Here is a 16,929-nt window from a genome sequence, read left to right as displayed (position 1 = left end):
CGCCGGGGCAAACCCCGGCAGGCATCCTGGCTGGACCAGCCTTCGTCAAGAGAGGCCCTTGCGGGCCCCAGCCATCAGAACGACTGGTTGTAACGCACGTAGAAGAAACGGTCGAGCGGGAAGTCGGCGTCGACCAGCGACGACGAAGCTGCACCGTCCACGGTCATGCGTGGCTCCTTGGCGAAAATGTTGTTCACGCCGACCAGGATCTGGCCTTTCCAGGCCGTCTTGTAACCGACGCTCAGGTCGGTGTAGGTCACGCTGCCGAGCTTGTTGTAGTTCGTGCCCCAGCTCGCCGTGCCGCCGATGCTGTTGCACTCGGTTGCGTTGACCTTGTAGCAGTGATCCTTCACCGGGCTGTAGTAACGCGCGGTGACGGTGCTGCTCCAGTTGCCCAGGCTCCAGTCCAGCGACAGGTTCGACTTCACGCGATTGTAGAAGTACTCGCCTTCGTAGTTGACCCACTCAGCGCCGGTCTCGGCCTGGTCGCGCAGGCTGTCGACGTAGCTGGTTTCCGAACGGATGTTGAACGCACCATAGGCAGTGCGCGGCAGGCGGTAGCCCAGCGACAGGTCCAGGCCTTCGGTTTCCAGGGCACCCTTGTTGGCGTTGCCGCGGTTCAGCGAGATGATCTGGCCGCTGGCCGGGTCACGCTTGAGCGCGCCGCAGAACGACGGCAGGCCGCGCACGTAGCAGTATTCCGCCACTTCGCTTGCGGTAATGCCGGTGATCTGGTTCGTGACCTTGATGTTGAACCAGTCCAGCGCAGCCGAGAAGCCTGGCAGGAAGGATGGGCTGTAGACGAAACCGGCGGTCTTCGTGATGGCCGTTTCAGGCGACAGGAAGGCATTGCCGGCGCCGCCGACGAACGGATACGGCGACTGGTCGCCGGCCGCGCTTTCGATCGGGCCGGTCTGTGCGAACTGACGGAAGCCCGGACCGGCGCCGGCCGCGGTACAAGCCGCTTCCACGCCCGGCGCGCTGCGCTGGCCATATAGCGAGTCGCACGGGTCCAGGTAGTCGTCGAAGGTCTGCTGGCCGCCGCCGAAGGTGTCGCCCACCGCCGGTGCGCGGAAGCCTTCCGCCCAGGTACCGCGAACCAGCACGTCCTTGACCGGCTTCCACATGAAGCTGGCCTTGCTGTTGTTGGTCACGCCGAAGTTGCTGTAGTCCGAGTGGCGCGTTGCCAGGTTGACGCTCAGCAGTTCAGCGAAGGGCACGCCTTTCAGCAGCGGCACGTTCAGCTCGGCGTAGGCTTCGCGCACGGTGTAGCGGCCGCGCGTCGGGTTGCCGGCGAGGTCGCTCGAGTAGCCCGATTGCTCGAACTGGCCCGGCTGGTCATAGCCGCGCACTTCACGATGCTCGATACCGCCGGCGATGCCGATGGCGCCGGCCGGCAGGGTGAACAGTTCACCGGCGAGGTCGGCGGTGGCGCTGTTGATGGTCGAGCCATAGGTGGCCTGGCCGGTCGACATCACGTAGGCGATCGCCGCCGGGGTCGAGGCCGATGGGCCGCCGATGATGTTGAACGGGGTGCATTCGGTCAGCGAGATCGGCGCGCCCGGCGTGCCGCACTGGACCACGCCCGAGGCGTTGCGGAACGACGGGCCGAGGGCGCGCTTCAGGTTCAGCAGGTTCAGGTTGCCGGTGCCGAAGGTCGAGCCGTTGACGGCGCTGTGGTTGTAGCCGACGCTCCAGTTCCATGGCAGCGAACGCAGGTTGAAGTCGCCCGACAGGGTGGCGTCGACGTGGAAGGTGCGGTTGGTGTTTTCGGTCACGCGCGGCTGTTCGATCGTGCGGCGGACGAAGCCTACGTCAATGCCGTTGCCGGCGCCGGCCACCGAACTGCCGAAAGGATTGTAGTAGCTGTCCTTGTCGACATACACAGGAAAGGCCGGCTGGCTGAAGCTGTTGAGCGGGTAGCCGGCGATCTGCGCGCTCGACTTACGCTGCGAGAACATCGCGGTGGTGGCGAACTGCATGCCGTATGGCAGTTCGACGGTGCCCTTGGTGAAGATCGTGTCCAGGCGGTTCGGCATCTGGAACATCATCTGCGACGCGCTGTTGAACTTGTCTGCAGCGATGCTGCTGCTGTAGTCGTGGTAGTTCGCCGGGTTGCGCGAATCGGCGCCGACGCCGTCGCCGATCTCGCTGCCGGTGTGGTTCAGTACCAGGTCGAAGGTGCCTGCATCATCGAAGATGTTCGCCCATGGACCGGCGCCGAGGCCTTCGGTCGGGTATTTCGGGGTGCGCGGGAAGCGGGTAATGTCGCGGCTGCGGGCCCAGACCACGCCCTGCTCGGTGTGCGACAGGCCGAACATCAGCGAGACTTTGTCGCTGTTCGCGCCGAAACTCAGCGAGAAGTCCTTGCTCTTGCCGTCGCCGTGGTTTTCGTTGGCGCCGATATAGGCGCTCAGCTGGCCGCCTTCCAGTTTTTTCTTGAGGATGATGTTGACCACGCCGGCGATCGCGTCCGAGCCGTAGATCGACGAGGCGCCGTCCTTCAGCACTTCGATGCGGTCGATCATCGACGATGGAACGGTCGACATGTCGGTAAAGCCGTCGACGGTCTGGGTCCAGCGCTTGCCGTCGACCAGCACCAGCAGGCGCTGCGAACCGAGGTTGCGCAGGTTGATGTACTGGCCACCGTTTTCACGGTTCGAGGTCAGCGAGCCGCCCTTGCTGAAGTCCGGCGAACCTGCCGAGGAGAGTTGGTTCAGGATGTCGCCCACGGTGACCAGGCCGGTTGCCTGGATCTGCTGCTGGGTCATGACCTGGACTGGCTGGGCTGTTTCCAGATCGACCTGGCGAATACGCGAACCCGTGACCTCGACGCGTTGGAGCGGCTGCGACACTTCCTGCGCGTACGCGGCGTTGACGCCGAAAGCCATACCGCCCAGGCAGATCGCGCGGATCGACCGGGACAAGATTGTTTCCATCATTTTGCAAAACTCCTCAGTAAAAAACGGGCAATGTCTGCGATTGACACTGGCTCTTCGTTACGAATCGACAGCACAAATTGTTCGTATGCGCGTGACTGCGCTATACAACTGGGCAATGGAATCATTCAGCGTCTGATCTTGTCAATTCATCAAGGGTAGCAATCGATAATGTTGTTAATTTGCGTATTGACATTGCCTTCGTGCCGCATACGGTTTGGCGCCATGCCTCCGGCGAGTTACAAGGCGCTCGCCAATGAAAAAGCCCGGCCCCTGAGTACAGGGGCCGGGCCTTGGGTGCCTTCCTCAGGTGAGGCCCTTGCGGGCCTCATCCATTAGAACGACTGGTTGTAGCGGACGTAGAAGAAGCGGTCCAGTGGCATGTCAGCGTCGACCGACGAAGCCGATGCTTGCGTGTTGTACACGATGCGTGGCTCTTTGTTGAAGACGTTATTGACACCGACCAGGATGCGGCCGTTCCACGAGGTCTTGTAGCCGACGCTCATGTCATGGATGGTGACCGAACCGAGCTTGTTGGCGCCGGTGCCGAAGGTGGTGTCGGCGGTTGGCATGTTGCACTCGATGTCGGTGTCCCAGCAGCTGTCCTTGACCGGGCTGTAGTAACGGAAGCCCCAGTTGGCGCTCCAGTTACCCATCGACCAGTCGACCGAATTGTTCGACTTCACGCGGTTGTAGAAGTACTCGCCGGCGTACTCGTTCCACTCCGAATCGGCGGTGCCGCGGGTGCGGAAGCTGTCGGTGTACGAGGTTTCGCTACGAAGGCTGAACTGACCGTAGGCAGTGCGTGGCAGGCGGTAGTTCAGCGCCAGGTCCAGGCCTTCGGTTTCCATCTCGCCCAGGTTGGCGTTGCCGCGCGACAGCTGGTTGATCTGGCCGGTGATTGGGTCACGACGGATCACGCTGCAGAAGTTCGGGCTGCCTTCGATGTAGCACTGGTTCGCAACATAGCCCGCACCAATCGCGGTGATGCGGTTCTTGATGGCGATGTTGTACCAGTCCAGGCCGACCGTGAAGCCAGGCACGAACGATGGGCTGTAGACCAGGCCGGCGGTCTTGGTGACCGCGGTTTCCGGGGTCAGGAACTGGTTGCCGGCGCCCGAGTTGAACGCGACCAGGCCCTGGGTGCCGCCGGTGCTGGTGATTGGCGTGCCTGCCTGCTGCAGCTGGCGGTAGGTGGCATTCGTGCCAGCGGCGACGCAGCGCGCCTGCACCGTTGCGTTACGCGATGCTTCGCCGAAGCGAGTGTCGCATGGATCGAGGAAGGTGTCGAACGACTGCGAACCGCCGCCGGAGACGTCGTCCACGGTCGGGGCGCGGAAGCCTTCAGCCCAGGTGCCGCGGAACAGCACGTCCTTGACCGGCTTCCACATGAAGCTGGCCTTGCTGTTGTTGGTCACGCCGAAGTTGCTGTAGTCGGAGTGGCGGGTCGCCAGGTTGAAGCTCAGCAGTTCAGCGAACGGCTTGTTCTTCAGCACAGGGATGTTCAGCTCGGCGTAGGCTTCACGGACGCTGTACTTGCCGATCGTAGCCTGGCCCGACAGGTTGGTCGAGTAGCCCGACTGCGAGAACTGGTCAGGAATGTCGTAGCCCTGGACTTCGCGGTGCTCGATACCGACCGCCAGGCCCAGCGCGCCGGCTGGCAGCTGGAACAGTTCGCCGGCGAGGTCGGCGTTGGCGTTGTTGATGGTCGAACCGTAGGTCTTGGTGCCCATGGTGTTGACGTAGGCCAGCGCCTGCGGGGTCGAGGCCGACGGGCCGCCCAGGATGTCGAACGGGGTGCACGAACCGAGCGCGATCGGCGCGGCCGGGGTGCCGCACTGGATGACGCCGGAAGCGTTCCGGAACGACGGGCCGAGGGCGTTCTTCAGGGTCAGCAGGTTGATGTTGCCGGTGTCCTGCTGGGTGCCCGAAACCTTGTTGTGGTTGTAGCTGACGCTCCAGTTCCACGCCAGGTCACGGACCGTGAAATCGCCTTCCAGTGCTGCATCGAGGTGCAGAGTACGGTTTTCGTTGTCGGTGACGCGCGGCATTTCGATGGTGCGGCGTGCGAAGAACAGGTCCTGGCCCAGGCCGGCGCCGGCGACTTGATTGCCGAACGGATTGTAGTAGCTGTCCTTGCTGATGTAGACCGGGAAGGCGGCCTGCGAGGTCGACTGCAGCGGGTAGCCGGCGATCGTGCGGGTCGACTGGCGCTGCGAGTACATCGCGGTCGTCTTCAGGCGCAGGTCGCGCGGCAGCGCGATTTCGCCCTTGACGAACAGGGTGTCGAGCTTGTTCGGCGAGAGCAGGTCCATGTCCTGGCTCGAGTTGTAGCGGTCCTCAGGCGCGCCGGTGAACGCGTGATAGCTGTTCGGGTTGCGCGAATCCTGGCCGACGCCGACGCCGTCATAGGTGCCGGTGTGGTTCAGGATGCGGTTGAAGCCGCCGTTGGCTGCCGAGGTGTTCGAGCCGCCCGAAGCGCTGACCGGGGTGATGCGACCCCATGGGCCGCCGCCGAGGCCGTCGAACGGATGGGCGGGACCGTAGGTCGTTGCCGTGATGGCACGCGTGCCGGTGCGGACGATGCCTTGCTCGGTGTGCGACAGGCCGAACATCAGCGACGCTTTGTCGCTGCCTGCGCCATAGCTCAGCGAGAAGTCCTTGTTCTTGCCGTCTTTTTCCTGGTTCATGCCGGTGTACAGCGACAGCTGGCCACCTTCCATGTTCTTTTTCAGGATGATGTTGATCACGCCGGCGATCGCATCCGAGCCGTAGATCGACGAAGCGCCATCCTTCAGGATTTCCATGCGCTCGATCATGGCCGACGGAATGGTCGACAGGTCGGTGTAACCGGCCGCGGTCTGGGTCCAGCGCTTGCCGTCCACCAGCACCAGCAGGCGGTTCGCCCCGAGGTTGCGCAGGCTGACGTACTGGCCGCCGGCTTCGGCGTTCGAGGTCAGCGAGCCGCTGCGGCTGAAGTCAGGCGCACCGGCCGACGACAGGTTGTTCAGGATGTCGCCGACGGTAACCAGGCCGGTCTTCTGGATCTGTTCCTGGCTCATCACCTGGATCGGCTGGGCCGTTTCCAGGTCGACCTGGCGGATACGCGAACCGGTAACTTCAACGCGCTGCAGTGGCGCGGAGGCTTCTTGTGCGTACGCGGCGGTCATGCCGAGGGCCATACCGCCCAGGCAGATCGTACGGATCGACCGGGACAAGATTGTTTCCATCATTTTGCAAAACTCCTAGGGTGAAAACGCGGCGTGTTGAGCACAGCACTACCGCGACGAATAGTATCGCGTGACGCGATCGATCAAAACCAGCAGATCTTTATGACCTCTGCATGACTTGCAGGATGCATGGAAGCATCCGCGCAATGATTCTGTCAATCAATCCGCTTGAAATTCTGTCATTGTTGCAAACATGCGTATTTACATCAAGTTGATGTAACGAATCACTCTTGACGATTCGGGGCTCATGCTCTAAAGGCGAATATTTGTCATTCGTGGCGCGAATCCGTGCACAGGACGCGGCGGGAAAAGCGGCAAGCGGGAGCAGGGCCCATATCGACGGGCAAAAAAAAGCCCGCCGAAGCGGGCTTTTCAGTCAGGCGTTCGGAATCAGAACGACTGGTTGTAGCGCACGTAGAAGAAGCGGTCGATCGGCAGGTCGGCGTCCACCGTGGTGGCCGACGAAGCGCCGTCCAGGGTGAAGCGCGGCGCCTTGTTGAACGCGTTGTTCACGCCAACCAGGATGCGACCCTTCCACGAAGTGTTGTAGCCGACGTTGAAGTCGTGGTACGTGAGCGAGCCGAGACGGTTCGCGCCTGGTGCGGTGAAGCCTGGGCGGACGGTATCCGGCAGGTTGCACTCCCAGCCGCGCGGACGGCTCAGGCACGCGTCCTGGACCGCGCTCATGTAACGCATGCCCCAGGTTGCGGTCCAGTTGCCCAGCGACCAGTCGGTGGTCAGGTTCGACTTCCAGCGGTGCAGGTCGTACTCGCCCGAGTAGTCGATCCAGCGTGCGGTTGCCGACGCCTGGGTCGAGTACTCGTCCAAGTAGGTCGTTTCGCTGCGCACGTTGAACTGGCCGAACGTGGTGCGCGGCAGGCGGTAACGCAGTTCCAGGTCGACGCCCTCGGTCTTGATCTTGCCGAGGTTGGCGTTGCCGCGCGACAGGCCGATGACCTGGCCGGTAACACGGTCACGCACGATGCTCGAGCAGAACTCGGCCAGGCCTTCTTCGAAGCACTGGCGTGCGACGTAGCTCGACGAGACAGCCGTGATGCGGTTGTCGATCTCGATGCTGTACCAGTCGACGGCTGCCGAGAAGCCAGGCACGAAGCTCGGGTTGAACACCAGGCCCAGGGTCTTGGTGACCGCGGTTTCCGGCTGCAGGAAGGCATTGCCGGCGCTGGCGTTGAACGGGTAGGCCGTCTGCGCGCCGGCACTCGAGGTGATCACCGCACCGCTCTGGATACGCTGGCGGTAGCCGGCCGGGGTGCCGACCACGCCGCCGAAACCGGCGGTGCAGCGTGCCAGCGTGGCAGGGCTGCCGGCGGCAGCGCCGAAGGCCGTGTCGCATGGGTCGAGCCAGCCGGTATCGAAGCTCTGCTGGCCGCCACCGAAGGTGTCGCCCACGGTCGGTGCGCGGAAGCCTTCAGCCCAGGTGCCGCGGGTCAGGAGATCCTTGGTCGGGCGGTAAGTGAAGCTGAACTTGCTGTTGTTGGTCGAACCGAAGTTGCTGTAGTCCGAATAACGGGTAGCCAGGTTGAAGTTCAGCGATTCGACGAACGGCAGGCCTTTCAGAACCGGGATGTTCAGCTCGGCGTACGCTTCCTTGACCTTGTAGTCGCCATAGGTGGCGTTACCGGCCAGATCGGTCGAGTAGCCCGACTGCTCGAACTGGCCCGGCTGGTCGAAACCGCGCACGGTACGGTGTTCCAGGCCCGCGGCAACGCCGAGCGCGCCTGCTGGCAGGGTCCACACTTCGCCGCCGACGTCGATCGTGCCGCTGTCGATCTTGCTGCCGTAGGTGGCCTGGCCGGTCGACAGGATGTACTTCAGCGCTTCCGGGGTCGAAGCCGATGGGCCGCCCAGGATGTTGAACGGTACGCACTCGCCCAGCGCGATCGGGGCGGCTGCGGTGCCGCACTGGACCACGCCCGACGCATTGCGGAACGACGGGCCGAGGGCGCGCTTCAGGTTCAGCAGGTTGGTGTTGCCGGTGCCCTTGGTGCCACCGTCGCTCTTGCTGTGGTTCCAGCCGATGCTCCAGTTCCACGGCAGGTTGCGCAGGTTGAATTCGCCTTCCAGGGTCGCGTCGATATGCAGGGCGCGGTTGGTGTTTTCCGTGGTGCGTGGTACTTCGATGGTGCGGCGGTAGAAGAACAGGTCCTGGCCGAGGCCGGCGCCGGCAACCTGGTTGCCGTACGGGTTGTAGAAGCTGTCCTTGTCGATGTAGACCGGGAACTTGCTCTGTGCGCCGGACTGCAGCGGGTAGCCTGCGGTGGTCGACAGGCTCTTGCGCTGCGAGTACATTGCAGTCGTTACCAGGCGCGTGTCAAATGGCATCTCCAGCTCGCCCTTGGTGAACAGGGTGTCGAGCTTGTTCGGCATCTGGAACACCATCTGACGGGTGGTGTTGAACAGGTCAGCCGCGACCGGAGTCAGGGCCGCCACATCATGGTAGTTGGCCGGGTTGCGCGCATCGGCGCCCGTGCCGTCGCCGAGCTGTCCACCGGTGTGGTTCAGGATCTTGTCGAAGCCGGTCGCGCCGCCGCTGGCGCCGACCTGGCGGATACGGCCCCATGGACCGCCGCCGAGGTTTTCAAGCGGGTAGTTCGGGCCGCGCGAGTAGGCGGTGATCTCGCGGTCACGTGCCCAGACAGCGCCGGCTTCCGTGTGCGACAGGCCGAACATCAGCGATGCCTTGTCGTTGCCTGCGCCGTAGCTCAGGGAGAAGTCGCGGTTCTTGCCGTCGCCTTTTTCGTTCTGGCCGGCGTACACGCTCAGCTGGCCACCTTCCATCGACTTCTTCAGGATGAAGTTGATGACGCCTGCGATTGCGTCCGAGCCGTAAATCGCCGAAGCGCCGTCCTTCAGGACTTCGATGCGGTCGATCATCGACGACGGAATCGTCGACATGTCGGTGAATCCGGCGACGGACTGGGTCCAGCGCTTGCCGTTGACCAGCACCAGCAGGCGCTGACCGCCGAGGTTGCGCAGGTTGGCGTACTGGCCGCCGTTCTCGCGGTTCGAGGTCAGGGCGCCGCCCTTGCTGAACGCTGGCGAACCTGCCGACGACATGTTGTTGATGATGTCGCCGACGGTGACCAGGCCGGTGGCCTGGATCTGCGCCTGGGTCATCACCTGGATGGGCTGCGAGGTTGCCAGGTCGACCGTGCGGATACGCGAACCGGTCACTTCGACGCGTTGCATGCTGTCCTGGGCCTGGGCCACCGACACCATGGACTGAAGGGCGATCGCCACGGCCAGCGCGATCTTGGTACGTTGTTGCATGTGCTCTCCGGATTTATTTGCCGCTCGTGACGGCTGTTTCTACAAACTGCAACGATGCGTTATGTAATGACGCAACCCTATGAAAGCATTGAATATTGATTAATGTCAATATCCGGCAGGAGTGTTGTGTGTATGGAAAACAACATGCCGAAGTGCAAAGAAAAGTGACCGTAAAGTCAGCAATGGGATACATACGTTTGGTCGCCCGCGAAGTGTGCAGATTTCGGCCGATTCGGGCCGAAATGCACCGAATTCGGGCGAATGTCGCCCTGAGCCAGGGCGGCATCCGCCAAATTTGGCAGCGTGGTTTTTAGCCGAAACAGGCTTGCCAGAGACGCCCGACCTGGGCTGAATAAGCGCGTACCACACCCGGTTCGATGCGCGCTTCACGCCCTTGCAGGCGCAGCTGGTGCTGCAGCTTGCGCATCGCGCGGTAGGCATCGGCGGCGCCCCGGGCCAGCTCGACATCGATCAGGCCGAGTTCCGCGCTGCGGTGCAACAAAGCGATATTCCCGGCATTCGCCGTCAGTTGCGGATGCATCGCCGCGTAACGCAGCACCAGGTACTGGACGATGAATTCGACGTCGATCATGCCGCCGGCATCCTGCTTGAGGTCGAACAGCGCGCTGCGGTTCGGAGTGGCCTCGTGCATGCGCGTGCGCATCTTGAGCACCTCGGCCTTCAGTTCCTCGGCCTGGGTACTGCGGTCGCGCCGCAGTACGCTTTCCCTGATCGCCTCGAAGCGCGCGCCGATGGCGGCGTCGCCGGCGCAGAAGCGGGCGCGGGTGAGCGCCTGGTGCTCCCACACCCAGGCCGCGTTGTGCTGGTAGCGTTCGAAGGCCTGCAGGGAGCTCACCAGCATGCCGCTGGCGCCGTCCGGGCGCAGGGCGGTGTCGATGTCGAACAGGATGCCGGCCGGCGTGTGCGCCGTCATCCAGGTGATGAAGCGCTGCCCCAGCTTCGCGTAATTCGACGGCGCCATGTCGTCCTCGTCGTCGAACAGGAAAATGACGTCGAGGTCGGACACATAGCCGAGCTCCTTGCCGCCGAGCTTGCCGTAGGCGATGACCGCAAAGCGCGGCTCCTCGATGTGGCGGGTGGCGATCGTGCGCCATGCCCAGCGCACCGTGGCGGCCACCACCACGTCGGCCAGCGCCGACAGATGGTCGGCGAGGCGCTCGACCGACAGCTCGCCGGCCAGGTCCAGCGACAGCAGCCGGAACAGCTGGGCGTGGTGGGTCTCGCGCAGGATGTCGAGCTGGCGCTCGGTGTCGCCATCGGCTTCAAGCAATGTGGCGTCGAGGCTGGCCGATAGCGTGGCCGGCTCGTCGATGCCGCTGCCGCGGTCGTCCAGCAGTTCGTCGAGCAGGATCGGGTGCAGAGTCAGGAAGGTGGCGGCCCAGCCGCTGGCATGCATCATGCGGATCACGCGCTCGAGCGTGTGCGGGTATTCGGTCAGCAGCGAGAGGTAGGCCGAGCGGCGCGCGATCGCCTCCAGGAAGTCGAGCAGGCGCCCGAGGGTGGCGCCGTGGCTGCCCGGATTGCCGCCCGCCTTGGCTTCGGCCACCATCTCGGCCACCTGCGGCAGCGCCATGTTGACCAGGGCCAGCAGGCGCACGCGGCTGGCGTCGGGCAGGCCCTGCAGGCGCGGGGCGTTCCAGGTGCCGGCCAGGCGGCGCGCGCTGCCCGCCGGGTCGTCGTAGCCGAGCCCGGCAAGGTGGGTTTCGATTGCCTTGATCGCCTCCGGGTCGGCCGCGATCGCTTCCAGTTCGGCACGCTCCTCGTCGACGGGCGCGCTCTTGTCGGCGAACATGTCGTCGAACTGCGCGGCGACGAAGGCGCGCTGTTCCTCCAGGCGGGCGAAGAGGGTGGCCACGTCCGGGAAGCCCATCATCTGCGCCACCACCAGGCGGTCGGCGTCCTGCGCGGGCAGGGTGTGGGTTTGCGCGTCTTCCAGGTATTGCAGGCGGTGCTCGAGGTTGCGCAGGAAACTGTAGGCGTCCAGCAGGCGCTCGACCGTGTCATGCGTCATCAGCTCGCGCTCGGCCACCAGGCGCAGCGTCTGGCGCGTGGAACGCTCGCGCAGGGCCGGATCGCGTCCACCGCGAATCAACTGGAACACCTGGGCCAGGAATTCGATTTCGCGAATCCCGCCACGGCCGAGCTTGACGTTGTGGCTGCGGTCCGGGTGCAGGCGTTCCTGGCGGTTGACCTCGGCGCGGATCTGGGCGTGCATGTTGCGGATCGCGTCGATCACGCCGAAGTCGAGGTAGCGGCGGAACACGAAGGGGCGCACGATGGCGTCCAGGGCCGCGATGTCGGCAGGCGTTCCGGTGACGGCGCGCGCCTTGACCCAGGCATAGCGCTCCCATTCGCGGCCCTGCACGATCAGGTATTCCTCGACCATGTTGAGGCTGGCGGCGAGCGGGCCGGAGTTGCCGTTGGGACGCAGCGCCATGTCGACCCGGAACACGAAGCCATCCTCGATGACTTCCGACAGCGCGCCGATCAGGCGCCGCCCGAGGCGAATGAAGAATTCATGGTTCGAGAGCTGGCGCTGGCCGGGGCCGGCGGCCGTCTCGCCATCTTCCGGATACACGAAGATCAGGTCGATGTCGGAAGAGACGTTCAGTTCGCCGCCACCCTGTTTCCCCATTGCCAGCACCAGCATTTCCTGGGGCAGGCTTGACTCCGCACCGATCGGCGTCCCGTGGGCGGCCACCAGCTCGGCCATCAGGTCGGCGAGCATGGTGCGGATCGCGAAATCGGCCAGGCCCGTCATGGCGCTCACGACTTCGTCGAGGTCGGCTTGCCCCTCGAGGTCGCGCCGGATCAGGCAGCAGACGACCAGGTTGCGCAGACGCCGCATGGCGCGCGGCAAGCCAATGCCCGCGGACAACTCCTGTTCCAATAACGCGCCGAAATCCGGGCAAGCCAGCGATAATCTGGACAGGGAATCGATACGCTCGGCGCGGCCGGGCGCCGCATCGATCCAGCGTTGGTAGAAACGGGAAGCACAGGCGGTGGAAGCAGGGGGCATAGGAGGCGGCATGAGGCGGGTCCGGCAGGAGTGTAAAAGCGGTCCGGCAGGCATGCTTGCGGTAAAATTGCCCGCCGTGCCTCCCCGGTTAGCACGATGGTAAGGTAGACGCCGCATTCCTAGCAAGCGCTCTTCTTTCAAAGAATTCCGTTGCTTATTTGCCTTGCTTATATATTCACTGCAGATCCACTTTTAGATTCACTTACGGCGAGCCTTTTTTATTAGCACCTTGATGCACAATCCGGAACCGCAGGAGGCTGACGCAATCGACGCACACGTGCCGCAGAAGCTGCTGACGGCGCGCTGGCGGCGCCTGCGTGCGACCTACCGCTATGCGAACCTGGCCTCGCATCACGTGCTCGGCTTTACCGTCAAGCTGGTGCTGGTCGTGTATTTCGCGCTGGCCCTGCTGTTCCTGGCGCTGCGCTACGCCGTCCTTCCGAACATCGACCTGTATAAAGACGACATCGAGCGCCTGGCCAGCCGCGCGCTTGGCAACCAGGTTGCGATCGCGCGCATCTACGCGTCCTGGAGCGGCCTGAATCCCTCGCTGTTCCTGGGCGACGTCACGCTGACGGACGCGGCCGGGCGCCAGGTGCTGGCGCTGCCGTCGGTGTCGGCGACCCTGTCGTGGTGGAGCCTGGTGGCGGCCGAGCCGCGTTTCGAGACGCTCGAGCTGATCCGCCCGCAACTGGAGGTGCGGCGCGACGCGGGCGGCGTCATCCACGTGGCCGGCATGCGCCTCGACCCGCGGGACGAGGACAAGGGCGGCCCGGGTGGCGACTGGGCGTTTCGCCAGCGCGAGATCCTGATCCGCCAGGGCCGGGTCGACTGGCTCGACGCCCACCGCGGCGCGGCGCCACTGGCCTTGCGTGACGTCACGGTGGTGCTGCAGAACCGCTGGACCACGCACCGCTTCGCGCTCAAGGCGACGCCCCCTGCGGCGCTGGCGCAACCGCTCGACGTGCGTGCCCGCTTTACCCATCCGCGTTTCGGCAGCCGCTCGTCCGACATCGCGCTGTGGAAGGGCGAACTGTATGCCGACCTGCGCGAGGCCGACCTGGCCGCCTGGCGCCAATACCTCGACTATCCATTCCAGGTCGGCAGCGGGCGCGGCTCGGTGCGCGCCTGGATGCAGCTCGACCGGGCGCGCCTGGCCGGTTTCACCGCCGACCTGGCGCTGGCCGGCGTCGCCACGCGCGTCAAGCCCGAGCTGCCGGCCTTGCGCTTTGCCAGCGTGTCGGGCCGTCTGTCGGCGCAAGAGACGCTCGTGCCCGGCAAGGCGGACGGCAAGCCGACCTTCGGCATCCACGGCCACACGGTGAGCCTGGACAATTTCCGGGTTGTTACCCGCGATGGACGCGCGCTGCCGCCGGCCACCTTCACCGAAACCTTTACCCCGGCCCGGGCCGGCAAGCCGCAACGGGTCGACATCCAGGCGCGCCAGGTCGACCTCGCCGCACTGGCCGAGCTGGCCATGCAGCTGCCGCTCTCGGCCATGCAGCGGGGGGCGCTCGCCGGTTTCGCGCCGCGCGGCCAGTTGCTCGATTTTTCCGCTTCCTGGGATGGCCAGTATCCGCGCCTGGCGGGCTATCGCGTCAAGGGCAGGGTGGCGGGCCTGGGCCTGCAGCCGCGTCCGGCGCGCGCCGCAACGGCCGCGGCGCCCGGTAGTCCTGCGCAGGCCGCCCTGCCGGCCCTGCCGGGTTTCGACAACCTGTCGGGCAGCATCGACGCCACGGACAAGGGCGGCAGCGTCACGCTCGATTCGCACGACCTGGCGCTGCGCATGCCGGCCTGGTTCGCCGAGCCGGCGATGCCGCTCGACCGGCTGGCGCTGGGCGCGCGCTGGAGCTACCAGCCGGGGCAACAGTTGCTGGTCGAGGTGGACAAGCTGGAGTTCGCGCAAGGGCAGTTGCGCGGCAGCCTGTCCGGACGCCATCAACTGCCCCTGGGACCCGGACACGGCCCCGGCGTGGCCGACATCACCGGCACGCTCGACGGCTTCCAGATTGCACAGGTGGGCCGCTTCCTGCCGCTGGCCACGCCCCCCGGGCTGCACGGCTGGCTGACCTCGGCCCTGCAGGGCGGCACCTTGAACGAGGTGCGCCTGCGGCTGCGTGGCAACCTCGCCGACTTCCCGTTCCGTGCCGACAGCGCGTCGGAACGCGCGCGCGGCGAGTTCCGCGTCGCCGGGCGCCTGGCCGGTGCAATCCTTGAATATGCGCCGGGCCACCGCACGCCCGAGAACAAGCCCAAGTGGCCGCTTGCCGAAGGCATCGACGGCAGCATCGTGTTCGACCGCGCGCGCATGGAAATCCATGGCGAAACGCTGCGCACGCTCGGCCTCGAACTGAAGGACGTACGCGCCGTGATCCCGAACCTCGGCGGGCAGGGCATGATGCTCGACATCCATGGCACCGCAAGCGGCGCGCTGCAGGATTTCCTGCGCTACGTGGCGGCCAGCCCGGTGCCCGGCTGGATCGGGCATTTCACCGACGACACCCAGGGCAGCGGCAACGCCCATCTCGACCTGAAGCTGCAGATGCCGCTGGCGAACCTGGTCGACACCAAGGTGCAGGGCGCGCTGCAATTGCAGAATAACGACGTTCAATTGTTCCCCGACTTGCCACCGCTCCAGGCCGCCCTGGGCAAAGTCGAGTTCACCGAGCATGGCTTCAACCTGAACGGGATCGGCGCGAGTTTCCTGGGCGGCCCCTTGTCGCTTGCCGGCGGCACCGGACGCGACGGCGCGATCGCCATCCGCCTCGCCGGTACCCTGTCGGCCGACGGCATGGGGCGCAGCGCCCCTCCCGGACTGGCGCGCCTGGCCACGCGTTTGTCGGGCAGCACGCGCTACACGGGTGCCATTACGGTGCGCGAGCGCCGATTGGGCGTCACGATCGATTCCAGCCTTGCCGGACTCGGACTGGAACTGCCGGCCCCGCTGAACAAGCCGCAGGCGGACAGCCTGCCGCTGCATTTCGTGCTCGATGGCGCGCCTGCGGTGGATGGCGTCGGGCGCGACGAATTGCGCCTCTCCCTGGGCAATGCGGTGGCCGCACGCTACCTGCGCAGCCGACAGCCGCGCAGCGGCTGGCTGGTGGAGCGCGGCGGCATCGGCGTCAACGTGCCGGCCCCCGAGCCGGACGAGGGCATGAGCATCAACGTCGACATGAAGTCACTGAATGTCGACGCCTGGCTGGCGGCCGGGCGCGCGATCACCGGGGAAAGCGCCGCTGCCGGCGCCCCTGGCGCGGGCAGCGTTGGCGCTGGCTCCTCCGGCCCGAATTTCGCGCAATACATCATGCCGACGACGATCGCGGCGCGCGCCACCGAACTGTTCATCGGCGAGCGGCGCATGGCCGACGTGGTGGTGGGCGCTTCGCACCGCGGCAGCGCCTGGCAAGCCAATCTGAATTCGCGCCAGGCTTCCGGCCACCTCACCTGGACCCAGGGCCAGGGGCAGGGGGTGGGCAAGGTCACGGCGCGCCTGGCCTCGCTCGTGATTCCGGCATCGTCGGCCGCCGAGGTGAAAGACCTGCTCGAATCGAGCCGCGGCGCCAGCGCCACCATTCCGGCGCTCGACATCGTAGCCGAGCGCTTCGAGCTGTTCAACAAGCAGTTCGGGCGCCTGGACCTGCAAGCGAGCAACGTGCCGGCGCTGGCGGGCAAGGAGTGGCACATCGACCGCCTGACGCTGGCCAACCCGGACGGCGAGCTGAAGGCGACCGGGCGCTGGCTGACGAAAGACGGCAAGAGCAATACCGGGATGAATTTCACGCTCGACATCATCGATGCCGGACGCCTGCTCGACCGCCTGGGGTTCCCGGAAACGCTGCGCCGCGGCAAAGGCAAGATGTCGGGCGACATCTCCTGGAACGGCCTGCCGTATTCGCTCGACATCCCGACGCTGTCGGGCCAGATCGAGATGAACGTGGGCGGCGGCCAGTTCCTGAAACAGGACCCGGGCGCGGCCAAGCTGCTTGGCGTGCTCAGCCTGCAAGCGCTGCCGCGCCTGCTCAAGCTCGATTTCCACGACGTGTTTTCCGAAGGCCTGGCGTTTGATGGCATCAGCGCCAACGCCATGATCACGCGCGGCGTCGTCAAGACCGACAACCTGAAAATGCACGGCGTGGCCGCCACCATCCTGATGGACGGCACGGCCGACATCGCGAACGAATCGACCAACCTGCGCGTCGTGGTGATTCCCGAGTTCAACCTCGGCACCGGCCCCCTGGTCTATGGCCTGGCGGTCAATCCGGTCATTGGCCTCGGCTCCTTCCTGGCGCAGCTGTTTCTGCGCGCGCCGGTGATGAAGGCGCTGACCTACCAGATGCGGATCACGGGGCCGTGGAAATCGCCTACCATTACCAAGATCGACAATCCGCCGCCACGCCCGGTGGCCGCCAAAGCGAAAGAGGGATAATCA

The 16,929-nt window shown here is 65.2% G+C and carries 5 protein-coding genes; 1 reads left to right on the top strand and 4 read right to left on the bottom strand.

Annotated elements, in window-relative coordinates:
- Positions 1 to 74 precede the first annotated feature (74 nt).
- The 4 genes from ACFPN5_RS00630 to glnE all read right to left on the bottom strand — a co-directional run bounded on the left by ACFPN5_RS00630 (position 75) and on the right by glnE (position 12,500).
- The gene (locus ACFPN5_RS00630) at positions 75 to 2,927 is read right to left on the bottom strand and encodes a TonB-dependent receptor plug domain-containing protein (RefSeq protein WP_379779041.1); all 2,853 of its coding nucleotides are present in this window, start codon (positions 2,925 to 2,927) and stop codon (positions 75 to 77) included.
- A 347-nt stretch (positions 2,928 to 3,274) separates the two neighbouring features.
- A complete protein-coding gene (locus tag ACFPN5_RS00625; RefSeq protein WP_379779039.1) occupies positions 3,275 to 6,157 on the bottom strand; it encodes a TonB-dependent receptor domain-containing protein in 2,883 nt (960 codons plus the stop codon).
- Positions 6,158 to 6,559: 402 nt separating this feature from the next.
- Entirely contained in the window at positions 6,560 to 9,460 is a 2,901-nt protein-coding gene (locus ACFPN5_RS00620; RefSeq protein ID WP_379779037.1) for a TonB-dependent receptor domain-containing protein, read from the bottom strand.
- Between the two features lie 310 nt (positions 9,461 to 9,770).
- On the bottom strand, positions 9,771 to 12,500 hold the full coding sequence (gene glnE / locus ACFPN5_RS00615) for a bifunctional [glutamate--ammonia ligase]-adenylyl-L-tyrosine phosphorylase/[glutamate--ammonia-ligase] adenylyltransferase (protein WP_379779786.1): 2,730 nt from the start codon (positions 12,498 to 12,500) through the stop codon (positions 9,771 to 9,773).
- 232 nt (positions 12,501 to 12,732) lie between these two features.
- Here glnE and ACFPN5_RS00610 point away from each other — a divergent pair, with 232 nt between their 5' ends.
- Entirely contained in the window at positions 12,733 to 16,926 is a 4,194-nt protein-coding gene (locus ACFPN5_RS00610; protein ID WP_379779035.1) for a YhdP family protein, read from the top strand.
- Positions 16,927 to 16,929 lie beyond the last annotated feature (3 nt).

This window comes from Massilia niabensis (assembly GCF_042655085.1).
GTDB classification, from domain to species: Bacteria; Pseudomonadota; Gammaproteobacteria; order Burkholderiales; family Burkholderiaceae_D; genus Telluria; species Telluria niabensis.
The sequence above is the reverse complement of the archived record's forward strand: the minus strand, read 5'-3'. Positions and strand labels throughout refer to the sequence as shown.